The following is a 14,120-nucleotide window of genomic DNA, read 5'->3' as shown; positions in this document are numbered from 1 at the left end:
AGAGGTCTTGGAGGAGGTCGTCAGCCACGACCGTTCATGATCGCGGTTGTGGTGACGCTCTGTGGCTCTGGCACGGAAAGTGATCCAGAACCCAGGTTCAGCGACCGCCGACATTCGCGACCCCTACTACACACGCTCCCACCCCGTGGTCGTACTGACTGCCTCAGCATCGTCATCACTGAGCGAGCAGACTCCCGTGTCAGCTGGATGAGCACGGTATGGGGGAGCACTCCGGCAAGGTCGGCGACGTCCGTTGCCAGTGACGTAGTCCAGCGGCGCGACGTCCTCCGCACGCCGAAGCGACTCGACGAGATCGGCCGCGCGGGGGTTGAGGAACAGCGGTAGGTCGGGACAGGTAGATCCCGAGCCGATTCATGGGGCACCAGCGGTTCCCTGGCAGCCCGGCTCGCTACCTCCGCCGGGGTGCGCCGACACACCGTCCGCTTCAGCCCGTTCACCATGTGACTCCGGAACGAGCTTCGCGCGGTCGACATCCGAGTCATGGGACACCTCAAGGGGGCCCGCCGGATCCTTTCCGTCACCCGGCAGCCCACGGGGATGCAGCCGGCCGGAGCGGGCGCAGGCCCGCCACTCCGCGGGAGGATCGGTAGGGGCGGGCTCGGGAATTTTCCGCGGAAAATTCGCGGCACCTGCGAACGTTGTTGGGACGGGCGATCGCTCGGCACGTCCTGAGTGCTTGATCGACGACTGCCCCGAACGGCTTGCAGCACCGCCAGGGTCCCGAGAATTTTCCGCAGAAAATCGATGGGCCAAAGGCTGTCCCGCAAGGGCGGCTCACAGCTCCGGAAACGGCGGGATGTGGTCCATCATCTGCAACAACCGCCTTGCGGGTGTGGCCTCCTCTGGATGTACGGAGGAGGCCACACCTTCGATGACTGACCGACCCACAAAGACGGCTGTCCTCGCGGCCGCCTCCCAGCCGGGTTGCTGGTGGTAGCCCGTGTCGCGCTTGCCGTTCCTGGCTGCCGTAGCGGCAGAGTGCCACTGGTCGGTCTGGCAAATGCTGCCCAGCAGAGCCAGCAGCTCGGCCTTGCACGCCACGTGAGGGGCCCCGGCCAGTTCGACAAGGAACGGGACCGTGGGAGCTGTCGCCTCACCGACGACGAACCCCAGCGCACAGATGGCATCGCCCAGTTCATCGATAGCGATGCGGGCCGCGTCCTCATCCCCGTAGGCGATCCGGGACAGCAGAGATGGAATCCCGCCGGCCGGAGCCCCCGTTGCGTCACGCAGCTCTGCCCAGCGGACCCCAGAGACGCTCTTCAACAGCCCTCCCACGCCCTGCTCCTCATCCGGATCCCCGGCCAGCTCCGTCGCTGCCTCAACCATGCTCCCGCTGTTGGTGGTACCCACAGCCGGGAGGCACTCCGACCGGCCGGCGCTACGGGAGCAGGCTTGATGCCATGATCTTGCCGTGACTGGAGTGATCACGGCAGCGGAATCGTCGTGGATAGCCCCGTTCACCGGCCTGGGGCCACGCGAGTTCAAACAGCTGATCACGATGCTCCGCCGCGAGGGCGCCTGCACGGTCCGTCCTGGCCGGCCGTGGAACCTGCCGCTGGAGGACCAAGTCCTGCTGATCGCAGCTACTGGCGCACCAACCTGACACTGCGGCAGCTCGCGCCCCTTGTTTGGCTTCTCCAAGGCGACGGTCGGCCGGACCACCACAATCGCCGACGGCGACTACCCGGGGACCGGCCTGGTCATCCCGCACCGCCGCCCCAAAGGCGGCGAGCTCACCGAGTGACAGGCCGAGCACAACCGTGGGCACAAGTGGTCGACACTGGCACGGCTTGGGAACAGCACTCAACGGGGTTGGTCGGTGAGGGCGCGCGGCTGGGTGCGTCCGCGATCCGCACGGAGAATTTTCCGCGGAAAATCCGGGCAACCGGAAGCTGCCGTCGAGGGCAGCTGTCTGACGATGACGCGGCAGCCTGCGAAGGGCTCAGGCAACTGACCCTTCCGGGACTCCCCGCGTCATGAAATTTTCCGCGGAAAATCGTCCGACCGAACACTCAAAGCAACGGCCCATTGGCCAGGCCGGGTGCCGCCGAGATCGGCTCAGGGCCGACCGCCTCCTCCCGCTGCCAGTGACTTCGTGACGTCCTGCGCCCTGTGCCCTGAAGAGTCGACCGGTACCGGACGTCGGGCTTCGGACTTCACATCGCTCCGAGGCGATCCACCTCCTGCCGTCCCAAAGCGGTGGTCCCTACTGTCCGAGCCACCCCCTACGGTCGCCTCGTGACGGATGACGAGATCATTGAGGCCTGCCGAGGAATTGCCCAGGAACGTCAGGCACCCCCACCTGTCCCGCCGGAGGCCCTCGCCGAGGCGGAACGTGTCATCGGCTTCGCCTTCCCCACGCTTCTGCGGCGCCTCTACACCGAGGTCTCCAACGGTGGCTTCGGGCCCGTCGCCGGCGTCCTGCCGGTCGATGTGGGGCAAGGACACGAGCACATCGCGGAAGCCTATGAGCACGGACCGGATCCCACCGGGGGAGTGCCGGCCGGAGTGGTGCCGCTCTTCGACTGGGGCTGCACGATGTGGTCGATGGTCGACTTCCGCGACGTGGACGGCGCGATGTGGTCCAACGCAGAGGGCGATTGTCGGCAGCAAGGCGTCACCCTGGCCCAGTGGTTGGTGGCCGCGATGAACGACGAGCTGTGCTTCGCCTGGCCGGACGGAGTGCCGCCGGAAAGCGAATGGCACCGGCCGACCCCATCGACTGACCGCCACGAGAGCAGGGCGGATTCGTCCTGGCAAGCCTCGGGCAACTGGACGCCCGGATGGTGAACTGGGCACGGATGCACGACTGCTGCGGGGAAGTCGACCGCGTTCCCGAACTCCTGCACCGCGTCGAGCGCGAAGACGATGCCGAGGCATGGACGGAACTCGGATTCCGGCTGTGCCTGGAGAACGACCTCGTCCTCCCCGCCAGCTTCGCTGCCCTTCCCCGCCTGGTACGACTCGCGTCGAACACCCCACGGGCGCGCGCACTGGCCGGGACGATCCTGCAGCGCGCGGCCGGGCGCCACGGTTGCGACGACCTGTTCGCTGACTGCGCCGAGGCGGTCGCCGAGTTCCGTGTGCTGCTGGACCTGCACCTGAAGTCGCGGCCGGACGACTACCTCGCGGGGTTCCTCGCTTCGCTGGCAGCCCGGAAGCAGTACCACTGGAGCGCGGCCTTGGGGGACTTCACCGACGACTTCTACGACTTCGCCTGCCCCCACTGCGACGCAGAGGTCACGATCGCCATCGGCGACTACGGGCGCTATTCGGCGATCCGGGACTGGAACCTCGGTGACGTCGACCGACGAGATCTGCGGCCGGCGTCCCCCGAGGGGCTGACCGGGCCAGGCCGATGGATGCACGAGACGGCCGTCCGGGACGGGCAGGAGGAACTCGCCCGCGGAATCACCTACCTCTTCGGCGACGCCGAATGCCCGCGCTGTGCCAGCGTGTTCAACATCGTAGACGAATACGCGTTCGCCAACTGCCCCGGCTCGTAGCGACCCACCGGTTCCCAGTCCACGACGTCCCGGCAGGCTTCCTCCGGTTCTTGCTCCGATCGCTGGCCCGGTTCTCCTCCGCAACTGTCGTCACAGGCTCAGCAGCAGGTCCCGGACCGCCGCGGGCTGGGACAGGAACGGGTGGTGGCCGGCATCGAGCTCGACGACGCGGCCGGCGCGGCGGGCGAACTCGCGTTGCAGCCGCGGCGGGGTGCCCCGGTCCTGGGCGCAGACCAGGTAGGTGGAAGGTAGTTGCCGCCATGCGGCCGCGCCGACCGGCTGCCCGGTCACCTGGAGGCTCTGCCGGGCGAGGTGGTCGGCCGCCTGGGCCTGGACCTCCGGGTCGCAGTCCTGCAGGAAGGTGTCCGCGAGCGACTCCGGGCGGACCCCGAATGTGCCGCTTTCGGGGTCGACGTCGAGGAAGGGAGCGGGGTGGCCGTCGCCGAACTGCGACAGGCTCTGCCCGACCTCGGGCAGATAGCTGGAGACCAGCAGCAGGTGGCACACCGACCCGACTCCCGCGGCGGCTTCGGCGGTGACGATGCCGCCGTAGCTGTGGGCGACCACGACGGTCGGCTCGTCACTCGCCCTCAGCATCTCCCGCACCGCGGCGACGTCCTCCCGGAGACCCGGCCCGCCGAGGCCGCCGGGCACGCCCGTCTCGCCGCAGCTGGGCAGCGCCGGGGCCGCGCTGGGCACCCCCCGTTCCCGCAGCAGCTCGGCGGTGCGGTGCCACCACCACGACCCGTCCCGAACACACGCCCCGTGCACGAACACGACTCTCATCGCCACCTCCACGTCGGCCTCGACAGATCACGTTCACACCCGAGGCGGCGGATGCCGCACGACACACCGGTGGCGACCGGACCTGCCCGCCGCGGCACTTCGGCAGAGGCATCACGTGATCGGTTCAGCGGGCTGTCGCCCTCCTCCGCTTCCCCTCCGGAGTGAAGGCGAAGGGGTCAGGAACCGGGCCCTGCCCGAATCGCACCGCCAGTAGGCGGCTTCCCGCGGACTCGGTCACGTCGCCTCCGTCGTCGAAGCCCTGCTCCCCGGCCGGGTGCCACCGTGGTTCCGGGAGCGGAACACACCGTGGCACGGGCCCGCACCATGAGGGCTACTGCATGACCTCCAGGTGCGGGTGGTCGAAGGAGACCGGGCAGTAGTAGAGCTGCATGTTGTAGCTCCGGCCGATCTGGATGCCGATGTCGTCATCCGCGTCCCGGTCCTCGACGGGGTCCCAGCCGCTGCCGTCCAGAGCGCCCGAGCTGATCGTCAGCAGCGGGTTCATGACCGACTCGCAGGCGCGGCACCGCATGACCCACGCGTCGCGGAAGCTCCACGGCCCCCAGCCGCCGACCTTCCAGCCCGGAGCGACCGACAGCTCGAACTGGTAGTAGGCCCGGAACTCGTCGGCCGACCGGTACCCGGGGTCCTTGCCGGTGAACTCCTGCTCGCACCAGTTCGCGATCCGGCTCGCCAGACCCGACTCCAGTTCCAGCGACGACGGGTACTCCGTCACCACCTCCGGGTGCAGGACGCACGGCTCGGGCACGTACTGGCCGTGGCTGGACACGTCTGCAGGCTCCGGCTGCACGGCCGACACCCCGCCGACCTCTGCCGAAGAGCGCCACACCAGTCGAGTGGCCGGCATCCACTCCGGTTCGTGTTCCAGGGGACACCACAGCACCTGGAGCAGGTCCGCCCCGTCGGGGCAGGGCAGGCCCGGGACGTCGCGCGCGTAGAGCTGGGCCACCGGCACGAGGAGGTTGGGCTCCCCGCTCCACGGATGCCCCGCGTACGTCGCGTGCAGGGCCGCTTCCTCCTGCGCGGTGCGCGTCCCGCCGGTCCAGCCGATGTCGATGAGTCTGCGGCGCAGCCGAACGTCGGCGGGCGACACGGGCGGCTCGTCCTCCGGATGCGGCTCGGTGCACGTGGGCCAGGGCTCGTCGGCCGGCCACAGCAAGGGGCCGCCGACGGAGCTGTCTCGGACGGTCGGCGTGCCCAGGCGCGGGTGCAGGCGCACCGTCCGGCGGGCCAGGGGCGCCAGTTCGGGGAAGACGGCGGCTATGTCGACCGGGCGCGGTGGGGTGGTGCGGGCCATCGGAACCCTTTACGGGAGCGGGGCGAGGCTGACGAGCGGACCCTATCCGTCACCACGGACAGTGCGGCCCCGGGATCCTCCACGGCCCCGTTGGAGGCCCTGCGACCCGCCCTTCTGTCCGGGCTCTCGCGCCGGAGCCCCCACGGCTTCCCGGATCACCACCGATCGTCATCCGGCGAGTCCCGGGCCGGCGAATCGGTGAGGGGCGGCCCGTTTCCGAACCGCCCCTCACCGTTGTGCCGCGTCCTCGGGCTGTCAGGCCTTCGGGAGTGTTATCCCCAGTTCGAGCATGGCGGGCGAGGCCGGGCCGCCCTCGGAACGCTCGGTCTTGTAGCCCTTGACGCCCGGGGCGACGGTGCGCGGGTCCACGGCCTCGGAGGGGGCTCCGGTGGAGTAGAGGCCCTCGGGGTCCTGGTCGCGGTCGTGCGGCAGGAGCCAGAAGACGCGGCGGCGGAAGGTACCGGAGGCCCGGGAGGACTTGGCGTCGGGTCCGAGGATCGCGTAGCCGACCATGCGGCCGTCGCGGTGGTAGGCCGGGCGGCCGCGGCGGGTGGTGAGCCGGTCCAGCGACTGACGGACGTAGTCGAGGTCGGAGGTGTCCTCCAGCCAGACGAGGTCGGTTTCGTGGGCGAGCTCGGCCGGGTCGATCAGCGCGCTCACGCGTTGTGCTCCTCTGTGTCGTCGGTGATCAGGCCGATGCCCGGGTAGTACTTGCGGCTGTTGGACAGGACCATCTCCTTGGGAGAGGTCATACCCAGTGTCTCGCGAACTCGTGCGGCGAAGGCACGCCCGGATACGGGATTGGCCCCTTCGAAGCCGCACCAACGGGTGTAGGCGCCGAAGAGCTGGGACTGTTCGGCCCGCATGCCCTCGCCTGTGACGCAGGCCTCCTTCAGGAAGCGGCCGACGTGGTCCTCGGTCTCGGCGTAGGCGGTGGTGGCGGTCTGGACGGCCTGGGGGCCGGCGAGGTCCTTCTCGCCGGCGAAGTAGCGGCAGGCGCCTTCGATGAGCCAGGCGAGGATGCCGGGGCCTTCCTCGGCGACGAGGACGTGGGCCAGGTTGTCGATCTTGCGTTCCTCGGGGACGACCCGCTCGAACGGGATCAGGCGCATGCGCCGCCAGAAGGCGAAGCCGCCGGTGCCGACCTCGGGGCGGTGGTTGCCGAGCAGCCAGAGCTTGTGGGTGGGCTCGAAGGAGAAGAAGTCCTGGCGCATCCGGCGGGCCTTGATCTTGTCGCCGCCGGTGAGCAGCTTGACCCGGGCCTCGTCGAAGCGGTCGCCGGGCTTGAGCTCGGAGCAGACGATGATGCGGCGGCCGTGGAGTTCGGCGAGGTCTGTGGGGTGGCCGTCGAAGGTCTTGGCCATGAGAAAGCCGGGCGGGGCCGCGTCGGCGTAGTCGCCGAGGAGCTGGATCATGACGTCGAGCAGGACGGACTTGCCGTTCTTGCCCTGGCCGTAGAGGAACGGCATGACCTGGGCGCCGACGTCGCCGCTGATGGAGTATCCGAGCAGCAGGTGGAGGAAGTCGCGGGTCTGGCGGCCTTCCCTGTCGTCGCCGAAGGTATCGGTCAGGAAGCGGTCCCAGCGCGGGGTGGGCATCCGGGCGGGGGCCAGGGTGGTGGAGCGCGAGTGGTGGTGGACCTTCGGGTCGGGCGGGACGATGGCACCGGTGCGCAGGTCGACGACGCCGCCGGGGGTGCACAGGGCGTAGGCGTCGGCGTCGAGGAGGGCGGCGTTGAGGACCATGCCGGGGGCGGACTTGGCCTGGGCGAGCATGGCGTTCATGCCGGAGGTGGACAGCGCCCGGCGGCGGTGCCGACGCAGGTCGGTGTTGGTGTAGATGCCGCGCGCGTCGTGGGTGGCGATGCTCTCGGCCATCTCGCCGGCGGCCCACAGGACGGTGTCGTCCTCGTCGAGCTGCCAGTGGTGGGCGGACCAGCGGTACCAGCCGAGGCCGGGAACGTGGCGGTAGTCGCCTCCGTAGAGGTGGACGAAGAGCTTGGCGTTGCCGCGGTCCGAGAGCGAGTCGGGCAGCAGGCCGTGCGGGGTCGCCTGCGGGCCCGTCGCGGAGGCCTGTACGGGCTCTGCGGCCGCCTTCGGAACCGGGGGAGCGGCCGGCGCGGGCGCGGGGTCGAGGAGGCTCTCCTGGACGGCGGTGCCGTTCCACGGGGGCTGCGAGGGGCCCGGGACGGGCGGGTAGTCCAGGATCTGTTGCGCCGTGGCCACGGGGTCGAAGACCGTCCTCTTGCGGCGGGTGCTGTCGGTCATCCGCGGGCCTTCCCGATGCGCAGGGGCTGGCGGCTGCCGGCTGCCAGGCCGGAGCGGATGACGGCGGAGTTGTGCCTGTCCTGGGCGGGACGGGCGGTGCGGGCCGCCTCGAGGAGGAGCTGTTCGGCGGCAGCGTGGGTGAGGTGGCCGGCCGAGACCAGGCCACCCACGGTGTAGGCGGCGCGGTTGAGCTTGCCGGTGAAGCCCGCGCCCTCGGGAGTCCCGGCGCAGTCGGTGACTTCCTGGAGGACGGTGTCGATTACCTTCTCCGCGCCTTTCTTCCCCCCGCCTGCGGCGACGACGGCCTGGCGGGCGCGGTCGGGGACGGCCGGCTGCGGCACGCTCGGCCGGCCGGGCCGGTCCTGGAGGTGGCCGGTACGGACGAGTTCCTCGCCGAGCCACTCGGGCAGCGGCGCGGGGATCCTGGCACCCGGAAGCGGGGTGTAGGTACCTGCCACGGTGACGGTGCCGGGGGCGACGATGTAGCCGCCGTGGGCGCGGACGTCGACCTGCCAAGCCAGGGCACGGCCCGCGGAGGAACCGGTGGAGCAGGCGAACCGGCGGTCGCTGTGGTCCTGGTACCAGATGTGCAGGCCACCGGAGGGGGTGCGGACGCGCAGGGTGCCCTCGTCCGTGGTCGGATCGGGAGCCCGGCGCAGGGCGGCCAGCAGGGCGAGGGTGTGGTAGCCGTTCTCGAGTCCTTCGAGGTTGACGTCCTCGTGGATCGGGATGCCGGGGAGGATGCGGTCGCGGGCGGGGACGACGTCGGTGTGGTTGTCGACGTCGATGACGACCAGTCCGGCCGGGCCGCAGGCAACACCCGTGCCGAAGTCCGGGTTGACCCGCCACCAGGCGGTGAGGATGTCCTGGTCCAGAGTCGCTGCGTGGAAGCCGTGGCACCAGCGGCCGACAGCGGGGCAGGGGCAGTCGGCGGGGGAGTGCGGGGAGTCCTGGCAAGGGCGGCAGTTCGCGGGCGGGGTCTTGCGCCCGGGGGCGAGCGGGTGGACGGGCCAGCCCTGGGCCGCACACCAGCGTGCAACGGCCAGCGCATCCGGCTGGCGGTCCGCTCGGTCGCTCCCCACGGCCATCGGCGCCGTCACGCTGGTCCCTTCCCCTTGTTCGGTAGCTGCTCGGACTTGAGTCGCTGGCTCAGTCGCTGAGGGTAAAAAGCCAGGTCAGGGCACTGGCGGGCACCGGGTCAGCGACTGAAGCGACCGAAGTTCAGAAGATAGCTCACACAGACTAGCCGAGCGGGGACGTGGGGACTGTCACTGCCACTGCTTGCGGGCGAACTCAGCGACCAAGCCCTGGGAGAGCGACTGAGCCCGTTCGGTCGCTGTTTTGGTCGCTCCGACGTTTCCGCAGGTCAAGCGCATTTTCCACAGGAAACAGCGACTGAAGCGACTGAAGCCCGGGTCTATAACGCACACACGCACACGGGAATGTCTTTATATACCCGACCTTGAGTCGCTTCAGTCGCTGTTGAGATGGGTAAACATGCTCTGACCTGGTGTTTTGTCGAGCGACTGAAGCTCAGCGACTGAAAGCGACTGAGTCTCTCGGGGCGTTTTTCCCCGGCGTGTCGGGCGTGTCAGGTCTGCCGGAAGGACTCCAGCCGAGTCGCTTGGGTCGCTTCGGTAGCTCCAGCGACCGTCTCTTGAGGTGCGGACCGTACGCGCTGCCGAAGCGGGGCAGATCCCGCGCGCTGGTGCCGGCCAGGAACCGTGGCTGTCAGTCGCTTGGGTCGCTGCCTGCAGGCAGGGGCAGCACGACCAGGTGGCGACTCGGCCGGCGACCAGCGACTCAGCGACCCAAGCGACTCAAGGACGGACGTGTCGACGTACCTGGTACCTGGAGCAGCGCTCGCACCTGGCCAACGTCATGGCGGTCTGCGTGCTTGGCTGCGACGCCCTGTTCGAGGACTGCTTCGTCCTCGTGACAGCCGAAGGCCGGGTGGAGGCGTCACCGAAGGCCGGGATGTCCGGGGACCTCCTCGCCGCGGCCGAGGCCATCGCCGGCAGGCAGTGCACCGAGCACAGTGACGTCAGCGAGGAGTACTTCGCCTGGCACCGGGAGAACGTAGCCTCATCCCCGAGCCCGGCGGCAGCCCCGTCCACCAGGACGGAGGTGCGGTTCGCATGAGCGCCACCGGAAAGACGAAGCCCAAGCCGCAGGCCCGCCGTGAGCCGCCCTACTTCCCCCTCAAGGTCGGCGGACTGACGGTCGTGCTCAAGCACCGCCCCAGGCTCGTGCCCCTCGTGCTGACCGGATCCGGTGCGGCGGTGGGTACGGCGGTCAGCTTCTTCCTCCAGGTACGCTCCGGCGGGTGAGCCTGGGCGGGGTTCCGGAACGCATCCAGGCAGTTCCTGCCCCCTGACGTCGGTTGTCCGGCACCACGCGGTGCCGGACAACCGACGGGTCCGAAGAGGAACGCGCTACGGGTCGACGGCCGCTCCTAGCATTCGCTACTGACACCGAGCGCTTTTCCCCGTGCCGATCCGGCCGGTTCGCGGGGCCGGCCGTTGCCCAGACCAGGCCCCACCCCGGCTCCTCCCGTCGGTTTCCTCCCCGAGGACCACGGACAGCGGATCAAAAGCGGGTCACTTCGTGATCTCTTGATCATCCTGACTTCATGGGTAGCGGGAGTCAGGGAGGAGAGAGGGATCGGGGTGGAGGACTGGGCTGAGATCCGTCGGCTGCATCGGGCCGAGGGTTTGTCGGCGCGGGCTGTGGCCCGGCAGCTGGGAATCTCCCGGGGCACGGTGGCGCGGGCCCTGGGCTCGGACCGGCCGCCGGTCTACCAGCGGCCGTTGAAGGGTTCGGCGGTGGACGCCGTGGAGCCGGTGGTCCGCGAGCTGTTGCAGCAGACGCCGACGATGCCGGTCACGGTGATCGCCGAGCGGATCGGCTGGGAGCGGGGGTTGACGATCCTGCGGGAGCGGGTGCGCGAGCTGCGTCCTGCCTACCTTCCCGTCGACCCGGTATCGCGGACGGTCTACGAGCCCGGCGAGCTGGCCCAGTGCGATCTGTGGTTCCCGGAGGCGGACATCCCGCTCGGCTACGGTCAGAGCGGGCGTCCTCCGGTGCTGGTCATCGTCGCCGGTTACTCCAGGATGATCACCGCCAGGATGCTGCCCTCGCGGCAGACCAACGATCTGATCGACGGGCACTGGCGGCTGCTGACCGGCTGGGGCGCCGTCCCGAAGACGCTGGTCTGGGACAACGAGCCGGGCGTCGGCAGGGGCAGGCCGACCAGCGAGTTCGCCGCCCTGGCGGGACTGCTCGCCACCAGGATCCACTTCTGCCGGCCCCGGGATCCGGAGGCGAAGGGCCTGGTCGAGCGGGCCAACGGCTACCTGGAGACCAGTTTCCTGCCCGGTCGAACCTTCGCCGGCCCTGGCGACTTCAACACCCAGCTGGCCGCCTGGCTGCGGATCGCCAATCGCCGCAGGCACCGCACGATCGATGCCCGGCCCCTCGACCGCTGGGAGACGGACAGAGCGGCCATGCTGGCCATCCCGCCCGTCGACCCGCCGACCTGGTGGCCGCTTCGCACCCGCCTGGGCCGCGACCACTACATCCGCCTGGACACCAACGACTACTCCGTCCACCCCCGCGCGATCGGCCGCCTCGTCACCGTCCGTGCCGACACCGAGGAGATCACCGTGACCTGCGGCGAGGACGTGGTGGCCCGCCATGCCCGCTGCTGGGCCCGCCACCAGTCGATCACCGACCCCGAGCACGTTGCCGCGGCCCGGCATCTGCGCGATCAGGTCTGGCGGCAACGGGCCGACCGCGCACGGACCGCCCAGGCCGCGCTCCTGGCGCCCGACGGCCTCGGCGTCGAGGTCGAGCAGCGCGAGCTGGCCACCTACGACCGTATCTTCACCCTCATCGAGGGCGGAGCCGGAAAGGAGAATCCCTGATGACCCCAGCCACCGCCCCCACCAGCCAGAACACCACCACCGCCAAGAGTGACCGTCCACCCGAGGCACGCGCCGCCCGCACCGGTCGGCAGACCGCCGCCGACCTGGCGTTCCTCGCCCGCGCGATGAAGGCCCCCGCTCTGCTGGACGCCGCCGAGCGCCTGGCCGAACGCGCCCAGGCCGAGTCCTGGACTCACTTGGAATACCTCGTCGCCTGCCTGCAGCGCGAGGTCTCCGCCCGCGACAGCCACGGCGGCGAGGGCCGCATCCGGCAGGCGCGTTTCCCCGCGATCAAGACCCTCGAGGAACTCGACCTCGCTCACCTGCGTGGCCTGACGCGCCAGCAGCTCGCCCATCTGGGCACACTGGACTTCATAGCCGCCCGGGAGAACGCGATTTTCCTTGGGCCTCCGGGCACGGGCAAGACACACCTGGCCACCGGACTCGCCATCCGGGCCTGCCAGGCCGGCCACCGGGTCGCGTTCGCCACCGCCTGTCCGGGTACTACCTCATGTGCAGAGGTGCGTACGGGTTCAAATGCAGAGGTGCCCCGGCGCGTCGTGATGTCGGGTTCATGAAGTGGGTCACCCTTCGCTCAGGTGTGTGGTGAAAGGAGCGAAAGGTGACCCGTCTCTATGATCCTGCAGACGGAGCAGTGGATGAAACTACGTCGTTTCCGGGCCCTGCGTGAGGCCGGGATGAGCATCTCCGAGATCGCCCGGGAGACCGGGACGAACTGGCGGACCGTCAAGAAGTACCTCGACCAGCCCGGGACCGTGGTGCCCGAACGCGGAACACCGCGCAAGGGCTGCATCCCGCAGGTGATCGTGCCGTACGTGCCGGTGATCGACGCCTGGCTGCGGGCCGACATCACCCTGAAGGGCACGGTGATCCACGAGCGCCTGGTCGACACCTACGGCTTCACCGGCCACTACCAGCGCGTGAAACTGCACCTGCAGGAGGCCCGCCCCCGGATCGCTGCCGAACTCGGCCTCGGACCGGCCGACATGGACGGACTGCACCGCCGGTTCGAGGTCTTCCCCGGCGCCCAGGCCCAGGTGGACTGGGGAACCGAGGGCGCGATCCTCACCCGCGGCACCCAGAAGGTCTACTCCTTCCACATGGTGCTGTCCTACTCGCGCGACCCGTTCTGCTGCTTCACCACCAGCATGGACCTGGCCACCTTCTGGGACTGCCACCGCCGGGCGTTCGCCCACTTCGGCGGCGTCCCGAAGACCATCGTCTACGACCGCACCAAGACCGTCGTCCGGCGGCACGTCGCCCCGGCAAGGCCGTCCCGCTCCACCCGGAAGCGGTCGCGTTCGCCGGCCACTACAACTTCGATGTCGACGTGCTGGCCGCCTACCGCCCGACCGGCAAGGGCCGGGTCGAGCGGCAGGTGACGATCGTTCGCGACCACGTCCTGGCCGGGCGGACGTTCGCCTCGCTGATGGAGCTGGACGCCGCGTTCGCCGCCTGGGTGCCGCTGCGAAGATCCCGTATCCACCGCACCCACGGCGAGGTGATCGGCGTCCGCGCCGCCCGTGACCACGCCGCGCTGCGGCCGCCGCCCGACCGCCCCTACATCGTGGCCGACCGGCACCTGCGGCCCGTCGGCAAGGACTGCCTGGTCGCCTTTGAGCCACAAGACGCTGGACGACTACGACTCCGCGTTCCAGCCCGACCTCGACGCCCGCAAGGTCAAGGACCTGGCCACCCTCGCGTTCGTCGAGGCCCGCTCCAACGCCGCTTTTCTAGGCCCGCCGGGGGTAGGCAAAACACACCTGGCGGTGGCCCTCGCGGTCGCGGCCTGCCGGGTCGGCTACTCGGTCTACTTCACCACCCTGGACGACATGGTCCGCAACCTGCGGGCCGCCGACACCGCGGGGCGTCTCACCGTCAAGATGCGGACCTACCTGCGCTCCACCGTTCTGGTGATCGATGAGGTCGGATACCAGACCCTGACCCGCGACGACGCGAACCTGCTGTTCCAGGTCGTCTCGAAAAGGTATGAAAAGGGCCCGATCCTGCTGACCTCGAACAAGACCTACAGCGAGTGGGGCCAGGTCTTCAGCGACGACGTCCTGGCCACCGCCATCCTCGACCGGCTCCTGCACCACTGCACCACCCTCCCCATCAACGGCCCGAGCTACCGCCTGCGCAACCAGCTCTCCACCCTCGACGGGGCCCTGGCCGGCATCTGACCACCCGGCACCCACCCCACCGCGCTTGGGGCCGACCACCAGGACCGCCTCGGCCGAGCCGCGCCAGAAGCCGTTGAGTACCTGTTTCC

Annotated in this window: 12 protein-coding genes and 3 pseudogenes; 9 read left to right on the top strand and 6 right to left on the bottom strand. The window is 69.8% G+C overall.

Features of this window, described 5'->3' with window-relative positions; genetic code table 11:
• Positions 1-795: 795 nt before the first annotated feature.
• Positions 796-1,374: a hypothetical protein gene (locus tag ACIQ87_RS37825; RefSeq protein WP_402416295.1), complete on the bottom strand. Its 579-nt coding sequence runs from the start codon at positions 1,372-1,374 to the stop codon at positions 796-798.
• 61 nt (positions 1,375-1,435) lie between these two features.
• On the opposite strand from ACIQ87_RS37825, the pseudogene ACIQ87_RS37820 reads away from it, so the two are divergent.
• The 3 genes and pseudogenes from ACIQ87_RS37820 to ACIQ87_RS37810 all read left to right on the top strand — a co-directional run.
• Positions 1,436-1,765, top strand: a pseudogene (locus tag ACIQ87_RS37820) (transposase family protein); the annotation flags it as partial.
• Positions 1,766-2,262: 497 nt separating this feature from the next.
• Complete coding sequence (locus ACIQ87_RS37815; protein WP_402416292.1) at positions 2,263-2,814, top strand: SMI1/KNR4 family protein; 552 nt, start codon at positions 2,263-2,265, stop codon at positions 2,812-2,814.
• Positions 2,808-3,530: a hypothetical protein gene (locus tag ACIQ87_RS37810; protein WP_402416290.1), complete on the top strand. Its 723-nt coding sequence runs from the start codon at positions 2,808-2,810 to the stop codon at positions 3,528-3,530. Before ACIQ87_RS37815 ends, ACIQ87_RS37810 begins: the two co-directional genes overlap by 7 nt.
• A gap of 90 nt (positions 3,531-3,620) precedes the next feature.
• Here the strand turns inward: ACIQ87_RS37810 and ACIQ87_RS37805 are convergent, their stop codons facing one another.
• The 5 genes from ACIQ87_RS37805 to ACIQ87_RS37785 all read right to left on the bottom strand — a co-directional run bounded on the left by ACIQ87_RS37805 (position 3,621) and on the right by ACIQ87_RS37785 (position 9,001).
• A complete protein-coding gene (locus ACIQ87_RS37805; RefSeq protein ID WP_402416289.1) occupies positions 3,621-4,316 on the bottom strand; it encodes an alpha/beta hydrolase in 696 nt (231 codons plus the stop codon).
• 331 nt (positions 4,317-4,647) lie between these two features.
• Positions 4,648-5,634, bottom strand: coding sequence for a hypothetical protein (locus tag ACIQ87_RS37800; protein ID WP_402416286.1), 987 nt, complete (start codon positions 5,632-5,634; stop codon positions 4,648-4,650).
• Between the two features lie 255 nt (positions 5,635-5,889).
• The gene (locus ACIQ87_RS37795; RefSeq protein ID WP_097240598.1) at positions 5,890-6,294 is read right to left on the bottom strand and encodes a DUF6009 family protein; all 405 of its coding nucleotides are present in this window, start codon (positions 6,292-6,294) and stop codon (positions 5,890-5,892) included.
• Complete coding sequence (locus ACIQ87_RS37790; RefSeq protein WP_402416282.1) at positions 6,291-7,901, bottom strand: phage/plasmid primase, P4 family; 1,611 nt, start codon at positions 7,899-7,901, stop codon at positions 6,291-6,293. The genes ACIQ87_RS37795 and ACIQ87_RS37790 overlap by 4 nt, the downstream gene beginning before the upstream one ends.
• A complete protein-coding gene (locus ACIQ87_RS37785; protein ID WP_402416279.1) occupies positions 7,898-9,001 on the bottom strand; it encodes a bifunctional DNA primase/polymerase in 1,104 nt (367 codons plus the stop codon). Before ACIQ87_RS37785 ends, ACIQ87_RS37790 begins: the two co-directional genes overlap by 4 nt.
• A 793-nt stretch (positions 9,002-9,794) precedes the next feature.
• Between ACIQ87_RS37785 and ACIQ87_RS37780 the strand changes: the two genes are divergently transcribed.
• The 6 genes and pseudogenes from ACIQ87_RS37780 to istB form a co-directional block, all read left to right on the top strand.
• On the top strand, positions 9,795-10,043 hold the full coding sequence (locus ACIQ87_RS37780) for a hypothetical protein (protein WP_402416276.1): 249 nt from the start codon (positions 9,795-9,797) through the stop codon (positions 10,041-10,043).
• Positions 10,040-10,231 carry a hypothetical protein gene (locus ACIQ87_RS37775; protein WP_402416273.1) on the top strand — a complete coding sequence of 64 codons (192 nt, stop codon included), beginning with the start codon at positions 10,040-10,042 and terminating at the stop codon, positions 10,229-10,231. The genes ACIQ87_RS37780 and ACIQ87_RS37775 overlap by 4 nt, the downstream gene beginning before the upstream one ends.
• A 339-nt stretch (positions 10,232-10,570) precedes the next feature.
• The gene (gene istA, locus ACIQ87_RS37770; protein ID WP_402416270.1) at positions 10,571-11,827 is read left to right on the top strand and encodes an IS21 family transposase; all 1,257 of its coding nucleotides are present in this window, start codon (positions 10,571-10,573) and stop codon (positions 11,825-11,827) included.
• A complete protein-coding gene (locus ACIQ87_RS37765; RefSeq protein WP_402416267.1) occupies positions 11,827-12,405 on the top strand; it encodes an ATP-binding protein in 579 nt (192 codons plus the stop codon). Before istA (ACIQ87_RS37770) ends, ACIQ87_RS37765 begins: the two co-directional genes overlap by 1 nt.
• 57 nt (positions 12,406-12,462) lie before the next feature.
• Positions 12,463-13,526, top strand: a pseudogene (istA, locus tag ACIQ87_RS37760) (IS21 family transposase); the annotation flags it as partial.
• Positions 13,471-14,031 (top strand): annotated as a pseudogene (gene istB, locus ACIQ87_RS37755) (IS21-like element helper ATPase IstB); the annotation flags it as partial. The pseudogenes istA (ACIQ87_RS37760) and istB, both read left to right, overlap by 56 nt.
• Between the last annotated feature and the right edge of the window lie 89 nt (positions 14,032-14,120).

The organism is Kitasatospora sp. NPDC096204 (assembly GCF_044763205.1).
GTDB lineage: Bacteria > Actinomycetota > Actinomycetes > Streptomycetales > Streptomycetaceae > Kitasatospora.
The sequence above is the reverse complement of the archived record's forward strand: the minus strand, read 5'-3'. Positions and strand labels throughout refer to the sequence as shown.

Bases quoted from the DNA above. Each gene is read 5' to 3' on its own strand.
- ACIQ87_RS37810 (WP_402416290.1), top strand. From the start codon at position 2,808: ATGGTGAACTGGGCACGGATGCACGACTGCTGCGGGGAAGTCGACCGC.
- ACIQ87_RS37765 (WP_402416267.1), top strand. From the start codon at position 11,827: ATGACCCCAGCCACCGCCCCCACCAGCCAGAACACCACCACCGCCAAG.
- ACIQ87_RS37790 (WP_402416282.1), bottom strand. From the start codon at position 7,901: ATGACCGACAGCACCCGCCGCAAGAGGACGGTCTTCGACCCCGTGGCC.
- ACIQ87_RS37800 (WP_402416286.1), bottom strand. From the start codon at position 5,634: ATGGCCCGCACCACCCCACCGCGCCCGGTCGACATAGCCGCCGTCTTC.
- ACIQ87_RS37775 (WP_402416273.1), top strand. From the start codon at position 10,040: ATGAGCGCCACCGGAAAGACGAAGCCCAAGCCGCAGGCCCGCCGTGAG.
- ACIQ87_RS37805 (WP_402416289.1), bottom strand. From the start codon at position 4,316: ATGAGAGTCGTGTTCGTGCACGGGGCGTGTGTTCGGGACGGGTCGTGG.